Origin of the sequence: Haloplanus rubicundus, assembly GCF_003342675.1 — an archaeon.
Lineage (GTDB): Archaea > Halobacteriota > Halobacteria > Halobacteriales > Haloferacaceae > Haloplanus > Haloplanus rubicundus.
In genome coordinates, this window is record NZ_CP031148.1 from 235,701 (window position 1) to 258,291 (window position 22,591).

The 22,591-nt window shown below is 68.2% G+C and carries 25 protein-coding genes; 13 read left to right on the top strand and 12 right to left on the bottom strand.

From position 1 onward, the window contains the following. Window positions 1-16 precede the first annotated feature (16 nt). The 6 genes from DU484_RS02075 to lipA form a co-directional block, all read right to left on the bottom strand. Window positions 17-1,249 carry an ABC transporter substrate-binding protein gene (locus DU484_RS02075; RefSeq protein WP_114584538.1) on the bottom strand — a complete coding sequence of 411 codons (1,233 nt, stop codon included), beginning with the start codon at window positions 1,247-1,249 and terminating at the stop codon, window positions 17-19. Window positions 1,250-1,489: 240 nt separating this feature from the next. Continuing rightward, a complete protein-coding gene (ilvA, locus tag DU484_RS02080) occupies window positions 1,490-2,713 on the bottom strand; it encodes a threonine ammonia-lyase (protein WP_114604985.1) in 1,224 nt (407 codons plus the stop codon). An 80-nt stretch (window positions 2,714-2,793) separates the two neighbouring features. Then, entirely contained in the window at window positions 2,794-4,326 is a 1,533-nt protein-coding gene (locus DU484_RS02085; protein ID WP_114604986.1) for a dihydrolipoamide acetyltransferase family protein, read from the bottom strand. Next, a complete protein-coding gene (locus DU484_RS02090; RefSeq protein ID WP_114584541.1) occupies window positions 4,326-5,321 on the bottom strand; it encodes an alpha-ketoacid dehydrogenase subunit beta in 996 nt (331 codons plus the stop codon). Before DU484_RS02090 ends, DU484_RS02085 begins: the two co-directional genes overlap by 1 nt. 1 nt (window position 5,322) lies before the next feature. Beyond that, complete coding sequence (pdhA, locus tag DU484_RS02095; RefSeq protein WP_394338751.1) at window positions 5,323-6,423, bottom strand: pyruvate dehydrogenase (acetyl-transferring) E1 component subunit alpha; 1,101 nt, start codon at window positions 6,421-6,423, stop codon at window positions 5,323-5,325. A 61-nt stretch (window positions 6,424-6,484) separates the two neighbouring features. Then, window positions 6,485-7,477, bottom strand: coding sequence for a lipoyl synthase (gene lipA / locus DU484_RS02100; RefSeq protein WP_262342824.1), 993 nt, complete (start codon window positions 7,475-7,477; stop codon window positions 6,485-6,487). 45 nt (window positions 7,478-7,522) lie between these two features. On the opposite strand from lipA, the gene DU484_RS19875 reads away from it, so the two are divergent. Next, window positions 7,523-7,696 (top strand): DUF5786 family protein, encoded by a 174-nt coding sequence (locus DU484_RS19875; RefSeq protein ID WP_394338752.1) that lies wholly within the window; start codon window positions 7,523-7,525, stop codon window positions 7,694-7,696. 1 nt (window position 7,697) lies between these two features. Here the strand turns inward: DU484_RS19875 and DU484_RS02105 are convergent, their stop codons facing one another. Both DU484_RS02105 and DU484_RS02110 read right to left on the bottom strand, forming a co-directional pair. Then, window positions 7,698-8,411, bottom strand: coding sequence for a DUF7530 family protein (locus tag DU484_RS02105; protein WP_262342825.1), 714 nt, complete (start codon window positions 8,409-8,411; stop codon window positions 7,698-7,700). After that, window positions 8,408-9,307 (bottom strand): NAD(P)H-binding protein, encoded by a 900-nt coding sequence (locus DU484_RS02110; protein ID WP_114604987.1) that lies wholly within the window; start codon window positions 9,305-9,307, stop codon window positions 8,408-8,410. The genes DU484_RS02105 and DU484_RS02110 overlap by 4 nt, the downstream gene beginning before the upstream one ends. 241 nt (window positions 9,308-9,548) lie before the next feature. Between DU484_RS02110 and DU484_RS02115 the strand changes: the two genes are divergently transcribed. The 5 genes from DU484_RS02115 (at window position 9,549) to DU484_RS20255 (ending at window position 13,234) form a co-directional block, all read left to right on the top strand. Beyond that, complete coding sequence (locus tag DU484_RS02115) at window positions 9,549-10,400, top strand: hypothetical protein (RefSeq protein ID WP_114584544.1); 852 nt, start codon at window positions 9,549-9,551, stop codon at window positions 10,398-10,400. A gap of 38 nt (window positions 10,401-10,438) precedes the next feature. Next, window positions 10,439-10,648, top strand: a complete 210-nt coding sequence (locus DU484_RS02120; protein WP_114584545.1) for a DUF7561 family protein — start codon at window positions 10,439-10,441, stop codon at window positions 10,646-10,648. Between the two features lie 71 nt (window positions 10,649-10,719). Further along, a complete protein-coding gene (locus DU484_RS02125; RefSeq protein ID WP_114584546.1) occupies window positions 10,720-11,103 on the top strand; it encodes a cupin domain-containing protein in 384 nt (127 codons plus the stop codon). A 64-nt stretch (window positions 11,104-11,167) separates the two neighbouring features. Continuing rightward, complete coding sequence (locus DU484_RS02130) at window positions 11,168-12,973, top strand: helicase C-terminal domain-containing protein (protein ID WP_114584547.1); 1,806 nt, start codon at window positions 11,168-11,170, stop codon at window positions 12,971-12,973. A gap of 126 nt (window positions 12,974-13,099) precedes the next feature. Further along, window positions 13,100-13,234: a hypothetical protein gene (locus DU484_RS20255; protein WP_262342826.1), complete on the top strand. Its 135-nt coding sequence runs from the start codon at window positions 13,100-13,102 to the stop codon at window positions 13,232-13,234. Here the strand turns inward: DU484_RS20255 and DU484_RS02135 are convergent. Beyond that, window positions 13,231-14,334, bottom strand: coding sequence for a 60S ribosomal export protein NMD3 (locus DU484_RS02135; protein ID WP_114584548.1), 1,104 nt, complete (start codon window positions 14,332-14,334; stop codon window positions 13,231-13,233). The two genes, DU484_RS20255 and DU484_RS02135, sit on opposite strands and share 4 nt — an antisense overlap. An 82-nt stretch (window positions 14,335-14,416) precedes the next feature. On the opposite strand from DU484_RS02135, the gene htpX reads away from it, so the two are divergent. The 5 genes from htpX (at window position 14,417) to DU484_RS02160 (ending at window position 18,699) form a co-directional block, all read left to right on the top strand. After that, on the top strand, window positions 14,417-15,286 hold the full coding sequence (gene htpX / locus DU484_RS02140; protein WP_114584549.1) for a zinc metalloprotease HtpX: 870 nt from the start codon (window positions 14,417-14,419) through the stop codon (window positions 15,284-15,286). Further along, a complete protein-coding gene (pspAB, locus tag DU484_RS02145) occupies window positions 15,286-15,897 on the top strand; it encodes a PspA-associated protein PspAB (protein WP_114584550.1) in 612 nt (203 codons plus the stop codon). Before htpX ends, pspAB begins: the two co-directional genes overlap by 1 nt. 137 nt (window positions 15,898-16,034) lie before the next feature. Further along, window positions 16,035-17,066, top strand: a complete 1,032-nt coding sequence (radA, locus tag DU484_RS02150) for a DNA repair and recombination protein RadA (protein ID WP_114584551.1) — start codon at window positions 16,035-16,037, stop codon at window positions 17,064-17,066. Between the two features lie 75 nt (window positions 17,067-17,141). Next, on the top strand, window positions 17,142-18,284 hold the full coding sequence (locus DU484_RS02155) for an NAD(P)/FAD-dependent oxidoreductase (RefSeq protein ID WP_114604988.1): 1,143 nt from the start codon (window positions 17,142-17,144) through the stop codon (window positions 18,282-18,284). Between the two features lies 1 nt (window position 18,285). Next, window positions 18,286-18,699, top strand: coding sequence for a DUF1641 domain-containing protein (locus DU484_RS02160; RefSeq protein WP_114584553.1), 414 nt, complete (start codon window positions 18,286-18,288; stop codon window positions 18,697-18,699). A gap of 2 nt (window positions 18,700-18,701) precedes the next feature. Here DU484_RS02160 and sufU read toward each other — a convergent pair whose 3' ends face one another. The 3 genes from sufU to DU484_RS02175 form a co-directional block, all read right to left on the bottom strand. Further along, complete coding sequence (sufU, locus tag DU484_RS02165) at window positions 18,702-19,121, bottom strand: Fe-S cluster assembly sulfur transfer protein SufU (protein WP_114584554.1); 420 nt, start codon at window positions 19,119-19,121, stop codon at window positions 18,702-18,704. A 130-nt stretch (window positions 19,122-19,251) separates the two neighbouring features. Beyond that, window positions 19,252-20,235 carry a transcription initiation factor IIB gene (locus DU484_RS02170; RefSeq protein WP_114584555.1) on the bottom strand — a complete coding sequence of 328 codons (984 nt, stop codon included), beginning with the start codon at window positions 20,233-20,235 and terminating at the stop codon, window positions 19,252-19,254. 303 nt (window positions 20,236-20,538) lie between these two features. Beyond that, window positions 20,539-21,282: a DNA polymerase sliding clamp gene (locus tag DU484_RS02175; RefSeq protein WP_114604989.1), complete on the bottom strand. Its 744-nt coding sequence runs from the start codon at window positions 21,280-21,282 to the stop codon at window positions 20,539-20,541. A gap of 246 nt (window positions 21,283-21,528) precedes the next feature. Here DU484_RS02175 and DU484_RS02180 point away from each other — a divergent pair, with 246 nt between their 5' ends. After that, a complete protein-coding gene (locus DU484_RS02180) occupies window positions 21,529-22,128 on the top strand; it encodes a helix-turn-helix domain-containing protein (RefSeq protein ID WP_157969490.1) in 600 nt (199 codons plus the stop codon). Between the two features lie 82 nt (window positions 22,129-22,210). Next, on the top strand, window positions 22,211-22,570 hold the full coding sequence (locus DU484_RS02185) for a DUF7344 domain-containing protein (protein ID WP_114604991.1): 360 nt from the start codon (window positions 22,211-22,213) through the stop codon (window positions 22,568-22,570). Window positions 22,571-22,591 lie beyond the last annotated feature (21 nt).

Below are 22,591 nucleotides of genomic sequence, written 5' to 3' on the forward strand. Positions count from 1 at the left end.
GTTACAACCGTCGCTATCAGAGCCGGCTCTTGGCCTGGCGCCAGATCGGCTCGAACTTCTCCAGATCCGGAATCCCGGTGTAGAACACCGACCGGTCGATGATGTCCCGAACCTCGTCGACGCGAAGCACCTCCCGCTGCCGGTCGTTGTAGTTCTCCCACGCCGTCTGGTGGGGCACGACGTTCGTCCCGCCCGAGGTGGGCCACGAGAGCTTCAGCGCGTTCTGCCCGCGCTGCATGTACGCGAGGTAGTTGTCGGAGACGGTGGGCTGGTCGCCCTTGACGAAGGCCGTCGTCTCGACCCAGATGACGCTTCCCTCGTCGGGCACGACCGCCTGGAACTCGAGGTTGCCGCCGCGGCGGAGCGTCCCGTTGATCCAGTTGCCCGAGATGAAGCCGATGTCGATCTCGCCCGACTTCATCGCCTGGTTCATCGACGCGAAGTCCGGAAGCAGCGTCTTGGCGTTGTCGAATAGCTCGAACGTGGCCTGTTTGACCTGTTCGACCTCCGCTTCGGTGTGCTCCTTGAACGGGTCGATACCCTCGCGGAGCATGATGATCTGGATGCCCCAGAACATCAGGTCGTAGACACCGACGTTGTACTCGTCGGACCACGCCGCGTCGTAGCTCGTGTAGGCGTCCTCGGGGACGTTGTCCGTGTTGACGACGAAGGAGGCCCACCCGAACCGCTGGGGGGCGCCGTACATCGTGCCGTCGATGTCGAACGTGTAGTCGTCCTCGTTGACGAACGCGTACTTGTATCCGTTCTCCTTTTTGAACAGGTCGATGTACTGATCGAACGTGTACGGCTTCCAGTCCTCGTAGCTCATCGGCCGGATGAGACCGGCTTCGGCCAGTCGCGGGATCCACGCCATGTCGAACGTGGCCTGGTGGAACTGCTGCCACTCCCCGGACTGGAGGCGGTTGAACGCCTTCGGGTTCGACGTGAACAGGTCCAGTTGCGTCTGGCAGCTGAACTGCTCGCGGAACGGGTCCTGAACGTTCGAGGCGTCGTAGCCCGTCCACGTCAGGTGGTTGATCGTCTCCCCAGTCTCGTCTGCCTCGGTGGGTTCGTAGAGCGCGCCATCCGAGGCAGCCGGCACCGTCGCGAGTTCTTGGGTCCGCCAACTGTTCCCCTCGCTCCCGCCGCCACCGCTCCCGCCGAGACAGCCGGCCGCACCGGCCATCGCGGCGCTAGCGGTCGCCGCCTTCATGTACCGCCGCCGCGTGAGGTCGTGATCGTTGGTCATAGTGGGTGATCGACTCGCGGCCGGACAGACATCGCGTCCCACCGCGTCACGATAGGCTATGCAACAGTGTCACGAATCACCATTACGCTGGCTATGTGCGGGCGTTTAAGTTGGGGCCCGGGACGCCACTATTTTTAATTAAAAGGCAACGATGGTAACGGATCGTTTTACTTTGCGACAATTTGATTGTGATTTGTCGTTTATATCTCGGCCAGCCGGATGCTCGGTCGGTTCTCCGGCTCAGTTCACGCGCTCGACCTCGTAGCCCGCGTCCTCGATGGCGGCCATGACCGACTTCGCGTGACTCTCGCCGCTCGTCACCACTTGGAAGACGAGGTAGGCGTCGCCGACGTGCAGGTCGCCGACGGCGCGGTCGTGTCTCACCGTCCGGATGTTGGCGCTTTGCTCGCCGATGATGCCCGAAATCCGCCCCATCTCGCCGGGCTGGTCGCGGATGCGGATGCGGAGGCGAAGCAGCTGATTCCGGTCGGTCAGGGCGTGGGTCAACACCGTCTGGAGCATCGACATGTCGATGTTGCCGCCACAGAGCAGGGGGACGACCATCTCCCCCTCGACGTCCACCTCGTCGCTCAGCATCGCCGCCACGGAGGCCGCACCGGCCCCCTCGACCAACTGCTTCGCGCGTTCGAGAACGACGAGGATGGCCCGCGCGATGTCGTCGTCGCTCACCGTCACCACCTCGTCGACGTTCTCCTCGATGAGTCCGAGGGTTAGCTCCGAGATACTGCCCGTGGCGATGCCGTCCGCGATGGTCTTCGGTGACTCCTCGTCGACCGGCGCCCCCTTCCGGAGGCTCTCGTGGACCGTCGACGCCAGTTCGGCCTGCACGCCGATCACGCGCACCGAGTCGTCGAGGGCCTTCAACGCCGTGCTGATCCCGCCGATCAGGCCACCGCCGCCGATGGGAACGATCACCGTGTCCACGTCCGGCACCTGCTCGTAAATCTCCAGCCCGAGGGTGCCCTGGCCGGCGACGATGTCCGGGTCGTCGTAGGCGTGGACGAACAGCATCCCCGGCTGCTCGGCCAGCGACTTCGCGTAAGCCATCGCCTCGCCGAACGTCGAGCCGTGGAGTTCGACCGTCGCGCCGTAGCTCCGGGTGGCGTCGATTTTCGCCTGCGGGGCGTTCTCCGGCATCACAATGGTCGACTCCAGCCCCACCGTCGTCGCCGCGAGCGCGACGCCCTGGGCGTGGTTGCCCGCACTCGCCGCCACGACGTGTTTGTCGCCACCCGCCGCCGCCTCCTGTTTCAGCTTGTTGTACGCCCCACGAGTCTTGAACGACCCCGTCCGCTGGAGATGCTCCATCTTCAGATGGACGTCAGCGCCCGACATCTCCGAGAGCGAGCGGTTCGTCTCGATTGGCGTCTGCCTGACGATGGCCGGGTCGTCGAACCGGCCCCGGGCGGCTTCGATATCCGCGAGCGTGACAGTCTCCGTCATACGGCATCCTGCGCGTACCGGCCGAATAAGTGCCGTGCTTGGTGCAAACGGGTGTTTAAATAGCGAGCGGCTGTAGGCGATCAGTCGACCAGCAACCGGGCCGGACTGCGCAGTAGTTCCATCACCCGGTTGGTGAAGCGGGCGGCCACCGCGCCGTCGACGACGCGGTGATCGACCGACAGGGAGAGCGGGAGGGTGTGCCGCGGCACCACCTCGCCGTCGACGACGCGGGGGCGCTCCGCGACCCGGCCGAGCGCCAGGATCGCCACCTCGGGGTGGTTGACGATGGGTGTGGCGTACTCCCCGCCGATGACGCCGACGTTCGTGATGGTGAAGGTACCGCCCTGCATCTCCTCGCGACTGATCGACCGGTCACGCGCGCGTTCCACCTTCCCCGCCGTCTCGGCTGCGAGGTCGAGCAGTCCCTTCCGATCGACGTCCTCGACGACGGGGACCATGAGACCCGCGTCCGTCGCCGTCGCGACGCCGAGGTTGTAGTCGTCGTGACAGACGATTTCCTCCGCCGCCTCGTCGAGCGAGGCGTTGACCTGCGGGAACTCACGGAGCGCCCGCGTCACCGCGCGCATGACGAAGGGGAGGTAGGTGAGGGAGACGCCCTCGGCCTCGGCGTAGGATTCGAGTTCGGCTTTCGTCTCCACCAGCCGCGTCACGTCCACCTCGTCGGTGTGAGTGACGTGAGGCGCCGTATACTTCGCCTGCTCCATCTGCTCGCCGATGGCGCGGCGGACGCCGCGGTAGGGGATGCGGTCGCCGGGACGCGGGCCGTCGTCGGTCGGCGGGGCCGCTTCGGCGGGTGGGGACGCCGCTTCCGCCTCCGCCTCCGGTTCGGCCTCGCCACCTCTCTCCGCGAACTCCCGCACCATCGCGGGCGTGACGAACGCCTCGCCGTCCCGCCGTTCGTCGGTCGGCACCGCGTCGAGGTCGACGCCGAGTTCGTCGGCGAGCCGTCGGGTCGCCGGGGCGGCGAGGGTGCGCTCGCGGTCCGCGGACCCCATTCGCCCGGCTGCTTCCGCGGCCGTCGTCACGACGTCGGCCGATTCGCGGTGGGACTCCGCGTCGGCCGTCGCGTCGCGCTCCGTCACGACGCTCGTCGCCGACTCGTCGGGCGACCGCGGCGTCGGTTGGTCCGTCCCCTCGACCGCCGCCCGCACGTCCGCGTCGGTGACGCGCCCGCTCGGTCCCGATCCCGCGACGCCGGCGAGGTCGACGCCGAGTTCGCGGGCCAGTCGGCGGGTGCTCGGGGAGGCGAAGACGCGGCCAGCGGCGGCCTCGCTCCCGTCGTCCGCCGCGGCGTCGGTGGCGGTGGTCTCCGGGTCCGATTTCGACTCCGCCGCCCCCTCGTCCTCGTCACCGCCCACATCGACGGAGACGAGTCCCGCCCCGACGGGCACCATCTCGCCCTCCTCGGCGTGGAGTTCCGTGACCGTGCCGGCGAAGGGGGAGGGGAGGTCGACCAGCGCCTTGTCCGTCTCCACCTCGGCGAGTGGCTGGTCCTCCTCGATGTCCTCGCCAACCTCGACCAGCCACCGGACGAGTTCGCCCTCGGCGACACCCTCGCCCACGTCCGGGAGTTTGAACGTCTCGACGGTCATTAGAAGTCGACGACCTCCCGAATCCCGTCCTCGATTCGGGTCGGCGAGGGGAGGTAGTAGTCCTCCAGCGCGTAGAGGGGAACCGGCGTGTCGAAGCCGGTGATCCGCTCGATCGGCGCCTCCTGGTAGAGCAGCGCCTCCTCCTGCAGGATCGCCGTTATTTCGCCACCGAGCCCGCCGGTCCGCGGCGCCTCGTGGACCACGGCGGCCCGGCCCGTCTTCTCGAAGGAGTCGACGATGGTCTCGCGGTCGAGCGGCGAGAGCGTCCGCAGGTCGATCACCTCGCAGTCGACGCCGTCCTCGGCGAGGGTCCCCGCGGCCTCCATCGTCGGCCGGGTCATCGCCCCCCAGGTGTAGACGGACACGTCGCTCCCCTCGCGGCGGACGGCAGCCTCGCCGAGGGGGACGGTGTGGTCGCCGGTCGGCACGTCCTCGCGGAAGGCGCGGTAGATGAGTTTGGGTTCGAGGAAGACGACGGGATCGGGGTCGCGGATGGCCGAGGCGAGGAGGCCCTTCGTGTCGGCTGGGGTGGAGGGGATCACCACCTTCAGCCCCGGTTCGTGGACGAAGAAGGCCTCCTTCGACTCCGAGTGGTGTTCGGGCGCGCGGATGCCGCCGCCGTAGGGGGCGCGCACGACCATGGGGCAGGTAAAGCGCCCGCGGGTTCTGGTGCGCAGGCGGGCCGCGTGGCTGACGATCTGGTCGAACGCGGGGTAGATGAAGCCCATGAACTGGATTTCGGGCACGGGCCGGAGGCCGTAGGCGGCCATGCCGATGGAGGTGCCGACGATGCCCGACTCCGCGAGGGGCGTATCGATCACGCGGTCGTCGCCGAACTCCTCGTAGAGGCCCTCGGTGGCGCGGAAGACGCCGCCGTTCTTGGCCACGTCCTCGCCGAGGACGATCACGTCGTCGTCGCGTTGCATTTCGGTCCGGAGACCGTCCCGGACCGCCTGTACCAGCGTCAGATTCTGCGTGTCGGTGTCAGTGCTCATATCAGTCCCTCAGGAAGGCATCGTCGCCGTATCGGTCGCGCAGTCGGTGCAGGTGGGCGCGTTGCTCGCCCAGTTCGGGGGGAATGTCGGCGTACACGTCCGCGAACATCGCGTCGGGGGCGGGCCGGGCGGTGTTCTCGGCGCGTTCGATGGCCTCGCTCACCTGCTCGCGGACGCTCGCCTCGACGGCGTCGATCCGGTCGTCGTCGAGGCGCCCCGTCTCGCGCAGGAAGCGTTCGAGTCGGGGGATCGGGTCGCGTTCGCGCCACGCCTCGACCTCCGCCTCGTCGCGGTAGACGGTGGGGTCGTCGGCGGTAGTGTGGGCGCCGAAGCGGTACTGCACCGCCTCGATCAGCGTCGGGCGCGGCCGGTCGCCCGGCTCGCGGGCCTTCTCGACGGCCGCGCGCATCACCGCGTAGGTCGCCAGCGGGTCCATCCCGTCGACCTGCACGCCGTCGATGCCGTAGGCGGCGGCCTTGCCCGCGAGCGTCGGACTCGCGGTCTGGCGCTCCCGCGGCACCGAGATGGCCCAGCCGTTGTTGTTGCAGACGAAGACGGCGGGGACGTCGAAGACGCCGGCCACGTTCAGCCCCTCGTGGAAGTCGCCCTCGCTGGTGGCGCCGTCGCCGAAGTAGGCACAGGCCACCGCATCGTCACCCCGGAGCTTCGACGCGAGCGCCAACCCCGTCGTGTGGGGCACCTGCGTCGCGATGGGCACCGCGGCGGGGAGGACGTTCACGTCGGCGCGCCACCCGCCCGCGCCGTGGCCCATCCAGTAGAGCAGGATGTCCGACAGCGAGAGGCCGTGGACGTGGACGGCGGCGTGTTCGCGGTAGCTGGGGGCGATCCAGTCTCGCGGCTCCAGCGCCATGGCGCTGGCCACCTGTGCCGCTTCCTGCCCGGCCAGCGGCGGGTAGGTGCCCATCCGTCCCTGTCGCTGGAGGTTGACCGCCCGCTCGTCGAAGTGGCGGGCGAGGCGCATGTGGCGATAGAGGGCGAGCAACTCGTCGTCGGAGAGGTCGGGACGGTCGCCGACGAGTTCGCCCGACACGTCGAGCACCCGGACGGGGTCGTCCGGCTCGCGGTCGAACACGTCGCTCACGGTTCGGGCCTCGCCATGGCCGGGTGCTCGCGCCGCCGCGTCTTATGCGTTCGGACCATGTTCACGTCGCCGCGTGGGCCTCGCGCCGGGCCTCCTCGACGCTCCGGCCGTCGCGGAGGACGGCGTCGACGAACAGTTCCCCCGCCCGGTACGACGACCGGACCATCGGCCCGCTGGCGCAGTAGAGGAAGCCGAGTTCCTCCTCGGCGACGCGGCGCCAGGTCTCGAAGGCGTCGGGGTGGACGTACTCGTACACGTCGAGGTGGGAGCGGGAGGGCTGGAGATACTGGCCGAGCGTCACCACGTCGACGCCGGCCTCGCGGCAGTCGGAGAGCGCCCGGTAGATCTCGTGGTCGTACTCGCCGAGACCGAGCATGAGGCTCGTCTTGGTGTAGACGCCCGCGGTGTCGGCGGCGCGTTCGAGCACCGAGAGGGACTGCTCGTAGCCGGCGCGGCGGTCCCGGACCGGCCACTGGAGGCGTTCGACCGTCTCGACGTTGTGTGCGAGCACGTCCGGGCCGGCGTCGACGATACGGTCCACGAGGTCGGCCTCGCCTCGGAAGTCGGGGATGAGCACCTCCACCAGCACCCCCGGATCGCGCTCCTTGATCGCCTCGATGGTGCGGGCGAAGTGGCCCGCGCCCTGATCGGGCAGGTCGTCGCGGTCGACGCTCGTGAGGACGACGTAATCCAGTCCGATCTCCGCGACGGCGTCGGCGACGCTCGCGGGTTCGTCGGGATCGAGCGCCTCCATCCCGCCCGTCTCCACGTCACAGAAGTTGCAGCCGCGGGAGCACCGGTCGCCCATGAGCATGAAGGTGGCCGTGCCGGGACCGTTGCGACCGCTCCAGCACTCGCCCAGGTTGGGGCAGTTCGCCTCCTCGCACACGGTGTTGAGGTCGCGGTCACGGAGGGTCGCCTTGATCTCCGTGAACCGCTCACCCGACGGGGGGTGCATCCGCAGCCAGTCGGGTTTGCGTTGCCGTGCCATGTCCGTCTCTTCGGTCCGCCGAGCAAAAACGTGTGGGCTCGCCACCCGCCGATTGCGGTGCATCGTCCGTTACATATATATTCGGAGATGTCCAAGCCAACTCGTACCATGTCAATGGGTGCCTATGACGAAGACGAGCACGAACGCCGCGCGCAGAAAACGGGGCAGGTCGACACGGAGTTCGACGACGAGCGGTCGGAGTTCCGAGGGACCCTCTCGTACGAGTCCGGCGACTCGACGGAAGCGCTGTTGGACCAGTTCAAACAGCTACAGGGCAAGTAGCTCACGACTCCGTTCTGAGCAGTAGTATCGCCGCCGTCGAGACGGCGGTCACGGCGACGACGTGGCCGACCAGCGCCCAGACGAGGAGCGCCCGGTCGAGGACGAAGGGGAGTAAGGCCAGTTCGAGCAGGCTGAATCCGACGGTGGCGGCGTCGATACGGCGACACCGGCGGGCCGTCTCGGAGGTGACGCGGTAGCGGAGCGACCGCCACAGCGACACCAGCGCCGTCCACCACGAGGTGCCGATCCGGTAACAGAGGTCCCACAGGATCAACAGCGTGACGAACGTCACGGGGGCGGGGGATCGCCCGCCGACGAGCGTCTCGAACGGCGTCGGTCCCGCCCCGGTGAGGAGATAGGTCACGACCGCGACGAACCCGAGGACACCGAATAGCGTCTCGACGCCGGTGCCGAAGAGGAGGCGACGGTGGGCGTCGGGGAGGGCGAGTTCGCGCGTCGCGGCGCCGATGTAGAGCATGGCGACGCTCCCCGCGGCGGCGACGGCGACGGCGACGGTGCCCGCGACGAGGGCGGAGGATGGCAGGCCGTAGCCGACGGTGAGACCGACGACCAGCGTCTCGAAGAGGAGAAACTGGATGCCGATGGCCTGCCGAGCCGAGAGGTCGAGGCCCGGAATCCCGCCCACGAGGCTCTCGTACACCCAGGTGTCGCCGAAGGTGGGGTCGCCGTCGACGGCGGTGCGGGTCCCGATCACGCCGCGGCCTCCGCGGACCGCTCGGTTATCGCCCGCCGAACCGCCTCGTCGAACGGGGTCGGATCGACCGGCACGAGCCGGGAGAGTCGGTCGTCGTTGACGACGACGGGGTTTTTCAGCCCCTCGATCAGGGGGCGGGCGACGCTCCAGGGCACGTCGGTCATCAGCCCGACCCAGTACGCGGAGAGCCGCGGCGTCAGCACCGGGACGGCGAGGATGATCGGCTCGTGACCCAGGTGTCGGCCCGTCCGCCGGAGCATCTCGGCGTAGGTCAACACCTCCGGCCCGCCGATTTCGTACGTCTCGCCCGCCGTCTCGGGAACGTCGAGGACGCCGACGAGATACGCGAGCAGATCGGTGACGGCGATGGGTTGACAGGGCGTCCGCACCCACCGCGGCGTCACCATCACCGGCAGGCGGGAGGCGAGCTGGACGACCATCTCGAAGCCCGCGCTCCGGGGGCCGACGACGATGGCCGCCCGGAGCGTCGTGAGGTCGTACGTCCCCGTCGCGAGGACGTGTTCGACCTCTCGACGGGACTGGAGATGCGAGGAGAGCCGGTCCCGCTCCTCGCCGAGGCCACCGAGATAGATCACCCGCCCCACTCCCGCGGCGCTCGCGGCGTCGGCGAAGTTTCGCGCGGCCCGGCGATCCCGGGCCTCGAAGTCGTCGCGGGCCGTCATCGAGTGGACGAGGTAGTACGCCGCCTCGACGTCGAGGGCATCCTCGAACGAGTCCGGATCGAGCAGGTCGCCGACGACGACGCGGACGCCGGGCGGCGGGTCGTAGCGCCCGGCGTCGCGGACGAGGGCGGTCACCTCGTGACCCGCGTCGACGAGGGCGGGGACGAGGCGACGCCCGACGAAGCCCGTGGCGCCGGTGACGAGTACGCGCATACCGACCGATGGGGGCGGCGCGACGTTAACGCTCGCGGTCGGCGTTCAGGATCGGCCTGCGCGGTCGGGCGCGGGGAGGCTCAGGCTTCAGGGACGACCTGAGCCGACTCCGCCGGTCGGCTAGTATCCGATTACCTATGACCCCGGGGGGTGTAGATGTCGGCGTGTATCCGATTCCGTTCCCGCGACAGGTCGCCCTCCCTCCGGTCGGACGGTGGTTCGACGCCACCGGTGACGCCGCGTGAGCGGTGCGTCCGACGAGGAGTCCTCGCGTCGCCGTCTGCTCGCCCTCCTCGCCGCGGCCCTCCTCGCGCTACTCGGCGCGGGGACCGGATTCTTCGGGGGCGACGACGGGGACGACGAGGACGGTGTCGACCTCTCCGTCGACTACGACGTGACGCCTGACGAACCGGTCCCGACCCCCACGCCGACACCGACGCCGACGCCCACACCCGGTGGCGGCGAGAGCGGCGCCGACGGCGCGACGGACCCGTCGGAACGGCCGGACGGCACGACGGGGACCGACGCGGACGACTCGACGTCCGGCACTCTGCCCCGGCGCGACGACCCCGACGACGAGTCGGACAACCCGAACGACAACCCCCGATCACCGACGGGGACGCCGGGCGGCGAACTGGTCGCCACGTCGACCCCACCGATGTCGGTCTCCGACGTCGAACCCGGCGACGGCGGCACAGTCGACCTCTCGCTCACGCTGTCGGGGTCGCCGGCGCAGCTCTGGATCCGGGGCGTCGTGACGGCCGTCGACGAGGGCGGCACGACCGAGGCCGAACGGAGCGCGGGCGACGCCGGCGGGACGGGTGAACTGCAGGAGTACGTGCGGGTCCAACTGTGGTACGACGCCGACGGCGACGGCGCCGTCAGCGGCGGCGAACGGGTGGTCTACGAGGGGACGCTCGCGGAACTCGACGCCCGTGACGGATGGGTCGCCCTGACGGGGACGTGCGTGGCACCGGGGACGCACACGGCCCGGTTCCGGTGGGACCTCCCGTCGGACGCCCCGAACGTCGTCCAGACGGACGGGGTGTCGTTCTCGCTCGGCGTCGCCGCGGACACGAGCGGGTGTGCGTGACGGTAGGTCTTTGCCGCTCGGCCCGTTCGGTCCGACCGATGAGTTCCGATCCCTGTGACGGCTGTGGCGAGGAAGTGCCCGTCGCGGGCGGCGCCGGCGACTTCTGGACGTTCGAGGCCGAGGCGACGGGCGGCATGACGCTCGAACTCGCCGACGGCAGCGAACACTTCCTCTGTTTCGACTGCATCGAGCGCCTGCCCGACGACCGCGAGGTGACGGCGGCGGACGTGGCGGCGCTGTCCGAGTAGTCGGGGGTGTATATCAACACGCCGATAGTTCAACACGAGCGACCTTGTGGGTCCCGACCGACCGGGACGGTATGACCGACGAATTCGGCGTCGTCAGGCTGGAGGCGATGGACGAGGAGCCGCTTCCGGAGTCCGGAATTTGCCACCGGAAACTCACCGAGGCGCTGGGCTGTATCGAGATGCGAGTGAACGCGGTGACCCTCGATCCCGGGGAGGCGACGGCACCCCACGCCCACGAGCGCCAGGAGGAGGTGTACGTCGCGCTCGACGGAGGCCACGTTCGCATCGAGGGGACCCTGCACGAGGTGCCGGCGGGCGGCGTCGTCCGGGTCGGCCCGGACGCCGTGCGGAGCGTCCGGAACGACGGCGACGAGGCGCGAACGTGGCTCATGTTCGGAGCCCCGCCGCACGGAACGGTCGACGACTTCGGGGAGTACCGGATGCCGGAGGAGTGACCGCCGATACCGTGGGGACGGGGGCGTCCGACAGAATTACTTGCGACCACAGGCAGGGTCCACCGTGGACCCCGACCGCATTCCGCCCTCGTTCCCGGCTCCGTCGTTTCGCGGCAACCAGCGCGAGGCCCTGCGCGCCATCCGCGACGCCTTCGCCGCGGGCAACGACGCCGTCCTCGTGCGGGCGCCGACGGGGAGCGGGAAATCCCTCCTCGCGCGCGCCATCGCCGGCGCGGCGCGGACGCCCGAGGAGGCGGCACCCGCGGAGGCGACAGGTGCCTACTACACCACGCCGCAGGTGTCCCAACTCGACGACGTGGCCGAAGACGACCTGCTCTCGGATCTGAACGTGATCCGGGGGAAGGGAAACTACACCTGCATCCTGCCGGACGAGACGACGACGCCGGTGGACCGCGCGCCCTGTGCCCGGCAGTCGGGCTACGACTGCTCGATCCAGCACCGCTGTCCGTACTACGCCGACCGCGCCATCGCCTCCAATCGCGCCATCGCGGCGATGACGCTCGCCTACTTCATGCAGACCGCCGGCTCGGAGGTGTTCGGCAAGCGGGACGTGGTGGTGATCGACGAGGCCCACGGCCTCTCGGAGTGGGCGGAGATGTACGCCACGGTCGACCTGCGCCCCCGAACCGTCCCCGTCTGGGACGACGTGGGCGTCCCGGACGTGACCGAGGCGGACGACCCGCTGGAGCGAACGGCGCGCTTCGCGGAGACGCTGGCCGGGGTCTGTGAACGCGTGGCCGAGGACCTCGTCGCCAGCGACGAGTTGACGCCGGGGGAGGCCGCCCGCCGGGACCGACTTCAGGACCTCCGCTCCGACCTCGACTGGTTCGTCTCGGACTACCGCGACCCGACGAGCACGACGACGTGGGTCGTTGACCAACCCGACGGCGAGGGGACGCCGATCACGATCAAACCGCTCGACCCCGGCCGCTACCTCCACCACACCGTCTGGGACCGGGGGAACAAGTTCGCCCTCCTCTCCGCGACGATTCTGGACAAGGCGGCGTTCTGTCGCGGCGTCGGTCTCGACCCCTCGAACGTGGCCCTCGTCGACGTGCCCCACACGTTCCCGCTGGAACACCGCCCGCTCTACGACGTGACACAGGGGAAGATGACCTACGAGCACCGGGACGAGACGCTGCCGAACGTGGCGCGCCTGCTCGTCCGCCTGATGGCGCGCCACCCCGAGGAGAAGGGAATCGTCCACTGTCACTCCTACGCGATCCAGGAACGACTGACCGACCGCCTCGACGACTTCGGCGTCGGGGCGCGCGTCCGGTCACACGACCGCGAGAACCGCGACGCGGCGCTGGAGGAGTGGAAGACGACCGACGACCCCGACGTGTTCTGCTCGGTGAAGATGGAGGAGGCGCTGGACCTCCGGGGGGATCTGGCGCGCTGGCAGGTGTGCTGTAAGGCGCCGTATCTCAACACGAACGACTCGCGGGTGGCGCGACGGCTGGCGGAGGGGCAGTGGGCGTGGTACTACCGGGTCGCGCTCCGGACGGTGATCCAGGCGGCCGGCCGGGTCGTCCGCGCCCCCGACGACCACGGCGCGACCTACCTCGCGGATTCGAGCCTGCTGGACCTGTTCGACCGCGCCCGGGGCGACATGCCCGACTGGTTCGCCGACGCCGTGGACGGGATGAGCCGGCCGGCGCTCCCGGAATTCGACCCCGCGGCGGCGCTCGCCGGGACGGCGGCGACGCCCGGCGCGACCGGCGGCGGCTCCGAACCCTCGGGTCGGAACCGGTCTCGGTCGTCGAGGCGGCGGACCGACGGCTCGGACGATGGCGCCGACGACGCGGGGAACACGGATCACCCCCTCTCCGACGTGTGGGGGGAGTGAGACGCGATACCACCCCACACAATAATATAACGTATGGTCTGTTATTCTTCTTTCTACTGCTGTTATACTGCTGTTTCCCGTAGAAAGATTTAGGTTGTAGCATCATATTGGACTGAGTGTAGACGAATGAGCAACAAATCGTTCGAGTCGTCGGTCGTCCTGTATCGTAGCGGCACACTCACGCTCTCGCAGGCGGCGCGACACGCCGGCTGTTCCGACGCGGAGATGGCGGCAGCGGTGGGGACGACGCGGGGCGATTAGTCCGGCAGCAAGTGCAGGCCGGCGCGGGTCTTGACGACGGGCGTCGTCTCCGCGTCGGGATCGAAGAAGTCCGGGCGGGGAACGGTCTCGGCCGCGTACGTCTCGGGGTCGAGCACCTGCACGGCGTGGTCGTCCTCCACGGTCACCACCGTCGTCTCGACGGCGTCGTCGCGGGTGGCGAGACGCCGGGCGTCGGTCTCGCCGTCGAACGGCTCCTCGTACGCGTCGCCCGAGGCGAGTCGGACGCCCTTCAGGTTCCCGCTGACGCTCTGGACGAGCACCGGCCCGTCGCCGTCGTCGGGATCGATCACGTCGCCGGGCGTGAACTTCGGCAGGCGGACGGCGTAGGTGACCCGATACACCTCGTTGCCGTCCCCGTCCTCCGTGACGAGGGTGGGGTAGCTCTCGACGCTCCCGCCGAGTTCGCGGACGATGCGTTTCGACACCTCCTCGCCCAGCCCGTTGGTCGAGAGCTTCACGTCCGGGCCGTCGTCGGTCTCTTTCACCTCCGTGACGAACGCCTCGCGGTCGCCGTCGCCCTCCTTGTCGGCGACGTGGGATTCGGCGATTTCGACGGCGCGGGCACGCTCCTCGGGGGTGGGCGTGCGGTCTGTCGCCCGAATCTGGACGGTGCTGGCGTAGTAGCCGCCGGCGATGCGGCCACAGCGATCACAGGTGCCCCGCGAGATTTTGACGGGGACGACGACCGACTCCTCCAGGGGCGTCTCGCGGACGACGCCGGTGAACTGACAGTGCATGCGGATGGTGTTCTCGTCGACCTGTTCGGGGTCGACCGCCCAGGTGACGTTCCGGGCGTCGACGTGGACGGCGAGGGCCTCGCTCACCTCGTCGACCGCCACGTCGGTGTAGTCGCGGGCGCCCACGTCCACCCAGCGGTTGCCGCGCTGGACGGCGCCACAGCCCGAACAGACGAGCACCTCGATGCGCTCGGGCGCGTCGATCATCTCGTAGTCGTCGAAGTAGCAGGCGTCACAGAGGCGGGCGTCCCGGTCGCGAGGGGTGCCGGGGAGCGGCTCCGCTCGCGCCGGGACCGGATCGCCACAGCGGGGGCAGAACTCCCGGGACTCGCTATCGCTCATTGCCCCCGGTAGTCGGTTGCGGCGGTTAAGCCCCGCGACATCGAGCGATACTGTTTACCTTCGCGGGCATCTACTTTCACCTATGGAGTGGAAACCCGACTGGGGACTGCGGGGCCGGATGGTCCTGACCATGTTCCTGCTCTTTGCCCTCTACATCGTCTTCATCGGCATCCTGTCGCAGTACATGGGGCTGTTCGGCGTCGTCGTCGTGATGGGGCTGTTCTCGCTGGGACAGTTCTTCTTCAGCGACCGCCTCGCGCTCTACAGCATGGGCGCGTCGGCGGTGGAGGAAGACGAGTACCCGAAGCTACACGCGACGGTCGGCCGCCTCTCACAGCAGGCCGACCTGCCGAAGCCGACGGTGGCCGTCGCGGATACGCGGGTGCCGAACGCCTTCGCGACCGGGCGCTCGCCGAAGAACTCGACCGTCTGTGTCACGCAGGGACTCCTCCAGACGCTGGACGAGGACGAACTCGAAGGGGTGTTGGCCCACGAACTCGCCCACATCAAGAACCGCGACGTGATGGTGATGACCATCGCCTCCTTCCTCTCGACCATCGCGTTCCTGATCGTGCGCTGGGGGTGGCTGTTCGGCGGCGGGCGCAATCGTCAGGGCGGCGGGGGCATGATCGTCGCCATCCTCGTCTCGCTCGTGGTCTGGATCGTCTCCTTCGTCCTGATCCGGACGCTCTCGCGGTACCGCGAGTATTCGGCCGACCGGGGCGGCGCGGCGATCACGGGCAACCCCTCGGCGCTCGCCTCCGCGCTCCTGACGATTTCGGGGCGGATGGACCGGGTGCCCAAAGAGGACCTCCGTGAGCAGTCGGAGATGAACGCCTTCTTCGTCATCCCGATCAAGAGCGACTTCGTCGGTCGAATCTTCTCGACGCACCCGCCGACGGAGAAGCGCGTCGAACGGCTCCGCGAGATGGCGGGAGAGATGGAGCGGTAATGGGCCTGTTCGACTCCATCCGCTCCGTCTTCGGCCTGAGCGCCGAGGCGGACGCGACACGGGAGGCCGACCCCGAGGACCTGTTCGGGATGTCGACCGCCTACGTGACCATGGAGGCGGACCTGGAGTTCGTCCCCGTCGGCGCCGCGGCGCTCTGTTTTTCGTCCGTGGACAGCACCGACTTCGCCGCGGCCGTCGACGAGGTGGAGACCATCCTGCACGTGGGTGAGGAGGACACCGGAACCACCTTCGGCCGCCACGAGGACGACCACGGCTACCACTGGGTCGTCCTCGAGGACAGCGACCCCGAGGACCTCGTGACGAGCGTCCACTTCGCGGCCGACACGTTCGTCGAGGAGGGGTTCGGCTCGCGACTGCTCGCCGCCGTCTTCGGGTTCGAGCGCCCGCGGGACGGCGCCCGCGCCTACTGGATCTACTCCTTCCGCCGGGGCGCGTACTACCCCTTCGCGCCGACGGGGCGCCACGAACGCGACAACCGACTGGAATTCAAACTGCAGTCGGTCCTCGACGGCGAACTCGACGTCGACGGGGACGAGTCGTACTGGTATCCACTGTGGCCGGACGGGGCGGACGGCCACCCGTGGGAGTAGGCCCCGTCGAGGCGATGCCGCGCCATCGGATTTGAACGTCGTCGTCGCTTGTGAACGAGCACCACGCTGTCGGCTGGTTTTACTTTCACTCTGGTGTTAACGAGGCTTTATGTACGGGCCGGCACAAGCAAGCGTCCATGGCAGAAGACGACCTCGAGACCCTTCCGGGCGTCGGGCCGGCGACGGCGGACAAGTTGGTCGAAGCGGGCTTCGAAAGCTACCAGAGCATCGCGGTCGCCAGTCCGGCGGAACTCTCCAACACCGCCGACATCGGCGAGTCGACGGCGAGCGACATCATCAACGCGGCCCGCGACGCCGCGGACATCGGAGGGTTCGAGAGCGGGGCGGCCGTGCTCGAACGCCGCGAACAGATCGGGAAGCTCACCTGGAACGTCCCCGAAGTCGACGAACTCCTCGGCGGCGGCGTCGAGACGCAGTCGATCACCGAGGTGTACGGCGAGTTCGGCGCCGGGAAATCGCAGGTTACCCACCAGCTCTCCGTGAACGTCCAGCTTCCCGAGGAGTACGGCGGCCTCCGCGGCAGCGCCATCTTCGTCGACAGCGAGGACACGTTCCGTCCCGAACGCATCGACGACATGGTCCGGGGCCTCGACGACGAGGTCATCCAGGCCACGATGGACGACCGTGACATCGAGGGCTCGCCCGGCGACGAGGAGGCGATGGAGGCGCTCGTCACCGACGTCCTCGACAAGATTCACGTCGCCAAGGCGTTCAACTCCAACCACCAGATTCTGCTGGCGGAGAAGGCGAAGGAACTCGCGAGCGAACACGAGGACAGCGAGTGGCCCGTCCGACTGCTCTCGGTCGACTCGCTCACCGCCCACTTCCGCGCCGAGTACGTCGGCCGTGGCGAACTCGCCGAGCGCCAGCAGAAGCTCAACAAACACCTCCACGACCTGATGCGGATCGGCGACCTCTACAACACCGCCGTCCTCGTCACGAACCAAGTCGCCTCGAACCCCGACTCCTACTTCGGCGACCCGACCCAACCCATCGGCGGCAACATCCTCGGTCACACCTCGACGTTCCGGATGTATCTCCGCAAGTCCAAGGGCGACAAACGGATCGTCCGCCTCGTCGACGCGCCGAACCTCGCCGACGGCGAGGCCGTGATGCGGGTCCAGGACGCCGGACTGGTTCCCGAGTAGGACGTTCTCACAGTCGTGTGATCATCGTACAATTTTACATAACAGCGGGGCGTCCTTCCGGACGGTGATTCAGCAATGACCGCCCGCATCGTCGTCCTCGGCGGGGGGACCGGAGGGACCGTCCTGGCGAACAAACTCGCGTCGAAGCTCGACGACGAACTCGATCGGGGGGACGCCGAGGTGACGCTGATCGACGAAACCGGCGTCCACGTCTACAAACCCGTCTGGCTCTACGTGGCCTTCGGCGACGCCGACCCGGCGGAGGGACGGCGGCCGCTCGACGACCTGCTCCACCGGGAGGTACGGCTCCGGACGGGCCGGGTGACGGACATCGACACGGACGCGAAACGGCTGACCGTCGACGGAACGTCGGGACTCGACTACGACCACTTGGTCGTCGCGACGGGGGCACGGCTCGTCCCGGACCGGATTCCCGGCCTCGTCGAAGGGGCACACGACTTCTACAGCGAGGCCGGCGCCGAACGGCTCCGGGAGGCCCTCGCCGCGTTCGACGGCGGGCGACTCGTCCTGTCGGTCGCCGGAATGCCGCACATGTGCCCGGCCGCGCCGGTGGAGTTCACGCTGATGGTCGAGGACTGGCTTCACGAGCGAGGCTTGCGGGACGCGAGCGAGGTGGTCTACACCGCCCCGACCGAGCGGTCACACAAGCTCCCGCCGGTCGCGGACTGGGCGGACGAGCGGTTCGACGCCCGCGGCGTCGAGAGTTACACCGGCTTCGCAGTAGAGCGGGTCGACCCGGAGGAGCGGACGCTCCACGCGGCCGACGGGCGGGCGCTCGACTACGACCTGCTGGTGACCATCCCGCCGCACGCTGGCGTCGACCTGGTGACCGAGGCCGGCCTCGGCGACGACGGCTGGGTCGAGACCGACCCGCGGACGCTCGAAGCGGCCCGCGCCGACGACGTGTACGCCATCGGCGACACGACCGACATCGAGCGGCCGATGGCGGGGAGCGTCGCCCACTACCAAGCGGGCGTCGTCGCCGACCGGATCGCGGCCCGAGTTCGGGGTCACCACCCGACTGCGACGTACGACGGCAAGGTGCTCTGTTTCCTCGAGGCCGGCATGGACGAGGCGACGTTCGTCTCCTTCGACTACGACTCCCTGCCCGACCTGCGCGAGGAGTCGACACTCGTTCACTGGGCGAAGGGCGCGTACAACGAGTCGTACTGGCTGACCGCACGGGGGTTGATCTGAGATGAGCGACGACGCCGAGGCGACGTCGAGCGGCACCCCCGACGACGACCTGGCGGCCGCCCTCGCCGAGGACCCCGAAGCGGTGGCAGCGTTCGTCCGTCGGCTCGACGACGTGAACGAACTCCTCGACGTGTTGGCGCTCGCGACCGAGGCGGCCGACGACGAGATGGTGTCGTCGGTGGCCGGCACCGCCGGTTCACTGGGAGAACTGGCCGACGAGGCGGCGGACCCGGAGACGGTCCGAGGCGCACGAACGCTCCTGCGGGCGCTCGGCGACGCGGGCGACCCCGAGACGACCTACCGGGAGGTGGGTGCACTCGGCCTCCTGCGGGCGCTCCGGGATCCGGAGGTCAAGCGTGGACTCGCGTTTCTGGTTGCGCTCGCGAGAGGAATCGGGCGGGAACTGGAGCGGTAAGACTACTCCTCGGTCGTCGTCTCGTCGATCTCCAGTTCACCCGCGTGGATCTTCGCGCCGTCCTGGACCACCTTCTCGGCGAGGACGGCGCATTTGATCCGCATGGGGCTAATGTCGACGCCGAGCATCTCCACCACGTCGTCGGTGTCCATCGCGTCGAGTTCGTCGAGGGTCGTCCCGGGGAGCCGTTCGGTGAGCATGCTCGCGCTCGCCTGACTGATCGCACAGCCGTCGCCGGAGAAACTGACGTACTCGATGGTCTCGCCGTCGTCGCCGAGGCGCACGTCCATCTTGATGGTGTCGCCACACGACGGGTTCTCGCCGACGTGAGAGAACGTCGGCTCGTCGAGTTCTCCGTGGTTGCGGGGGTTCTTGTAGTGGTCGAGAATCTGCTGTCGGTACATATCCGAGCCCATACCCATAGTTGGACTCGTGTAGGGAAGTGCCGAGTAAAAGAATTCCGTTACTGTGAGTCCAGCGACGGGTTTCTGGCGGGGCGGGCAGCCACGTATGCCACCGAGTCGGCGAGCGAGAGTGCGCCGACGAGGAGTGTCAGGCCGTCTCGGCGCTCGCGTCCTCGTAGGCCGCGAGGAGTTCGCGGTAGCGGTTGCGGATGGTCACTTCCGAGATGTCGGCCACCTCGCTCACCTGGCCCTGCGTCACCGACTCGTTGGTGAGGAGGGGCGCGGCGTAGACGGCGGCGGCAGCGAGACCGACGGGGTTCTTGCCGCTGTGGATGCCCCGATCCTTGGCGGCGTCGAGCATCTCGCGCGCGAGGCGTTCGGCCTCGTCCGAGAGGTCGAGCTCCGACGCGAACCGGGTGACGTAGCTCACGGGATCCGCGGGCGCGACTTCGAGGTTGAGTTCGCGCACCACGTAGCGGTAGGTGCGCTTGAACTCCTCCTCGTCGACGCGGCTGACGCGGGCCACCTCGTCGATGGTCCGGGGGACCCCGGCCTGTCGGGCCGCGGCGTAGAGCGCACTGGTGGCGACGCCCTCGATCGAGCGGCCGGGCAGGAGGTCCTCTTCCAGCGCGCGGCGGTAGATGACCGACGCCGTCTCGCGGACGGTTTCGGGGAGACCGAGCGCCGACGCCATCCGGTCGATTTCGCCGAGCGCCTGCCGCAGGTTGCGCTCCTGGTGATCGCTGGTCTGGAACCGGCGGTTCCAGGTGCGCAGGCGCTGCATCTTCCGGCGCTGGGCGGCCGAGAGGGTCTTGCCGTAGGCGTCCTTGTTCTGCCAGTCGATGGTGGTCGACAGCCCCTTGTCGTGCATCATCTTCGTCGTGGGCGACCCGACGCGGGCCTTCCGGTCGCGCTCCCGCGAGTCGAACGCGCGCCACTCGGGACCGTGGTCGATGCCGTCCTCCTCGACGACGAGGCCGCAGTCGCTGCAGGCAGTCTCGCCGTGTTCCTCGTCGGTCACGAGCGTGCCGCCACACTCGGGACAGACGTGTTCCTGCTCCGATTCGCTCGCCGGTCGCTCTCGCTCGCCGACCGCCGAGTCGCTGCTCGTCCAGACGCGTGTTTCAGTCATGATGGGGGTTGACGCCACGACCGGCCGAGCGGGGGACCAGCCGCCGTGACGCTTCTTAACCCTGTGTTAGTTTGCTATACATATAAAGGTTTTGCCCAAAGCGTCGAACACTTATAGATCCGTCGGAATATCGGCAATAATTCTGACAATTTGAGACCCGCTGATGTTCGGAAGTATATAACTGCTGTGCTGGCCGGCGATTGGAGCGTGGTCGCTACCGGAGCGGGTGAACGGAGAAGGCGAGCGTGAGCGTGGGTCGGGTACCGTGTCGAAGTGTTCGCCGTCGGAGGACAGTCGGCGGTATCAGTCGCTCTGGATGCGCGGCGCGAGCATGAAGGTCACGTTGCCGAGACCCTCGGCGAACTCGTAGTGCAGCTTCACCGGGAACTCCTCGCCGAGTTCGATGGTGACCTCGGCGTCGCCGGGGATCGCCTTGTTCATGTCCTTGAGGTAGTCGAGCGAGAACAGCGAGTCGGCCGGGCCGGCCTCCAGATCGATGAGGTCGTCGGGACCCATCTCGAAGTCCACGTCGTCGGTGTCGCCCTCGGCCTCGATGTGGAAGGTTTCGGCGTCCTCGTCGACGCGGAGGTTGATGTGATCGGAGACCATGTCCGCGGCCGTGATCCCGCGGTCGAGCTGGTTGCCCTCGACGACGATCCGTGCCGGCAGATCGAGGTCGGGGATGTCCGGCTCCTGCCGGATCGAGTCGGGGTCGATCAACGCGAGCGTGTAGGACAGCCCGTCGATGCGGATGTGGAGCTTGCGGGTCTCCTCGTCGAGTTCGAGGTGAACGAGGTCCCCCGCGTTGCCCATACCGGCGATGTCTTCGAGACGGGCGAGGTTGACGCCGATGACACCGCCGTCGGCCTCGTAGGACTCGAAGGCGGCCGAATCGAGCGAGAGATCGACCATGCCCACGTTCGCCGGATCGACCGCACGGATCGACAGGCCGTCCTCGTTGAGCCGTACCTTGCACTCGTCGACCAGCACGCTCACGGAGTCGAGGGCATCCCGGAGCGTCGACGCGCTCACGATGGCCTTGAACATGTACCGAGTGGTACGCCCGGGGCGTTAAAAATACCCGCTGTTCGCCGCGAGCGTACCACACGCCGTCGTCGGCCGCCCGCCACGGGTCGGCATTTATCAGCGTCCCCTGGGCGACGAACGAAACATGGTGAACCAAGCATACCTGCTATGATCCTCCGTCAGCAATCCCCCAACGGACTATCTATGGGTGTCATTGCAGACGTACGAATACCGACCCACCAGTTCGAATTCGGTCGGCGGTTTCCGGTGCGTAACGGCGACGCCACGGAGATCGAACGGGTGGAATCGGTGGGGGACGGCGAGACGTCGATTTTCTCCTTCTCGGAACCCTTCGAGGAGCGGCCGGCCAGCGGCATCGACGATCCGTTCGTCGACGTAGAGGAGTGTCGACTCGAAGTGCTGGAGGAGTTCGACGGGCAGAAACTCTACGTTATCACGTGGGAGCCGAGCGTCGATCCGTTCTTCGGGCTCCTCGACGACTACGACGGCATCGTTCGCCGGGGGACGGGGACGGCCGACACGTGGACCTTCGAGACGCGGTTCCCGTCCCACGACGCGCTGGCGGCGTTCCGGTCGGCCTGCGTGGAAGCGAAACTGGGTGCCGAGGTGGAGCGAGTGTACAACCCGACGAGACGCGACGCCGGCGCCTGGTACGGACTGACACCGCGACAGCGCCGGACGCTCGAACTCGCGGTCGAACGGGGATACTACGACATTCCTCGCCGGTGTACGACCATCGAACTCGCCGACGAACTCGGCATTTCCGATCAGGCCGTCACCGAACGGCTCCGCCGGGGTATCGTGACGTTCGTCACCAACGCTCTGTTGTTCGAGGAGGGGGAGTGACACCGGAAGTGACAGTATTTCTATTCAACAAGTTCATGGGTCCTCCCGGAGAATCACTTGTCACACCACAGGGGGGGTGTCAATGACAACGTCAAACGTCAACCGAAGCGGCGATACGACGAGCGAGGGATCGGGGGGAAATCGACACCGGACGAGTGAGGAACGAGTGGATGCGGTCTTCGGCGTGCTATCGGACGCGCGTCGACGGCGCACCATCCGCATCCTCCAGACGCGCGAGGGAAGCATATCCGTGCCGGCGCTCGCCGAGACGCTAGCGGCACGCGAACCCGGAGACCCCGATCCGGACCGACTGGTCGTCTCGCTTCAACACGTCCACCTGCCGAAACTCGAGACGACCGGCATCGTCGAGTACACGTCCGACCGGTCGGGGGTCCAGTACGGCGGTGGACCACTCGTCGAACGGCTCTTGGAACAGGTCTGATACGGTCGGTGGGGGCGTGGG

Excerpts from the sequence above, each read along its gene's own strand:
- DU484_RS02170 (WP_114584555.1), bottom strand. The coding sequence starts at position 20,235 with ATGACTGAAACACGCGTCTGGACGAGCAGCGACTCGGCGGTCGGCGAG.
- DU484_RS02075 (WP_114584538.1), bottom strand. The coding sequence starts at position 1,249 with ATGACCAACGATCACGACCTCACGCGGCGGCGGTACATGAAGGCGGCG.
- htpX (WP_114584549.1), top strand. The coding sequence starts at position 14,417 with ATGGAGTGGAAACCCGACTGGGGACTGCGGGGCCGGATGGTCCTGACC.
- DU484_RS02110 (WP_114604987.1), bottom strand. The coding sequence starts at position 9,307 with ATGCGCGTACTCGTCACCGGCGCCACGGGCTTCGTCGGGCGTCGCCTC.
- DU484_RS02090 (WP_114584541.1), bottom strand. The coding sequence starts at position 5,321 with ATGAGCACTGACACCGACACGCAGAATCTGACGCTGGTACAGGCGGTC.
- DU484_RS02160 (WP_114584553.1), top strand. The coding sequence starts at position 18,286 with ATGAGCGACGACGCCGAGGCGACGTCGAGCGGCACCCCCGACGACGAC.
- sufU (WP_114584554.1), bottom strand. The coding sequence starts at position 19,121 with ATGGGTATGGGCTCGGATATGTACCGACAGCAGATTCTCGACCACTAC.
- DU484_RS20255 (WP_262342826.1), top strand. The coding sequence starts at position 13,100 with ATGAGCAACAAATCGTTCGAGTCGTCGGTCGTCCTGTATCGTAGCGGC.
- ilvA (WP_114604985.1), bottom strand. The coding sequence starts at position 2,713 with ATGACGGAGACTGTCACGCTCGCGGATATCGAAGCCGCCCGGGGCCGG.
- DU484_RS02125 (WP_114584546.1), top strand. The coding sequence starts at position 10,720 with ATGACCGACGAATTCGGCGTCGTCAGGCTGGAGGCGATGGACGAGGAG.
- lipA (WP_262342824.1), bottom strand. The coding sequence starts at position 7,477 with ATGCACCGCAATCGGCGGGTGGCGAGCCCACACGTTTTTGCTCGGCGG.
- pspAB (WP_114584550.1), top strand. The coding sequence starts at position 15,286 with ATGGGCCTGTTCGACTCCATCCGCTCCGTCTTCGGCCTGAGCGCCGAG.
- DU484_RS02185 (WP_114604991.1), top strand. The coding sequence starts at position 22,211 with ATGACAACGTCAAACGTCAACCGAAGCGGCGATACGACGAGCGAGGGA.
- radA (WP_114584551.1), top strand. The coding sequence starts at position 16,035 with ATGGCAGAAGACGACCTCGAGACCCTTCCGGGCGTCGGGCCGGCGACG.
- DU484_RS02120 (WP_114584545.1), top strand. The coding sequence starts at position 10,439 with ATGAGTTCCGATCCCTGTGACGGCTGTGGCGAGGAAGTGCCCGTCGCG.
- DU484_RS19875 (WP_394338752.1), top strand. The coding sequence starts at position 7,523 with ATGTCAATGGGTGCCTATGACGAAGACGAGCACGAACGCCGCGCGCAG.
- DU484_RS02135 (WP_114584548.1), bottom strand. The coding sequence starts at position 14,334 with ATGAGCGATAGCGAGTCCCGGGAGTTCTGCCCCCGCTGTGGCGATCCG.
- DU484_RS02085 (WP_114604986.1), bottom strand. The coding sequence starts at position 4,326 with ATGACCGTCGAGACGTTCAAACTCCCGGACGTGGGCGAGGGTGTCGCC.
- DU484_RS02175 (WP_114604989.1), bottom strand. The coding sequence starts at position 21,282 with ATGTTCAAGGCCATCGTGAGCGCGTCGACGCTCCGGGATGCCCTCGAC.
- DU484_RS02155 (WP_114604988.1), top strand. The coding sequence starts at position 17,142 with ATGACCGCCCGCATCGTCGTCCTCGGCGGGGGGACCGGAGGGACCGTC.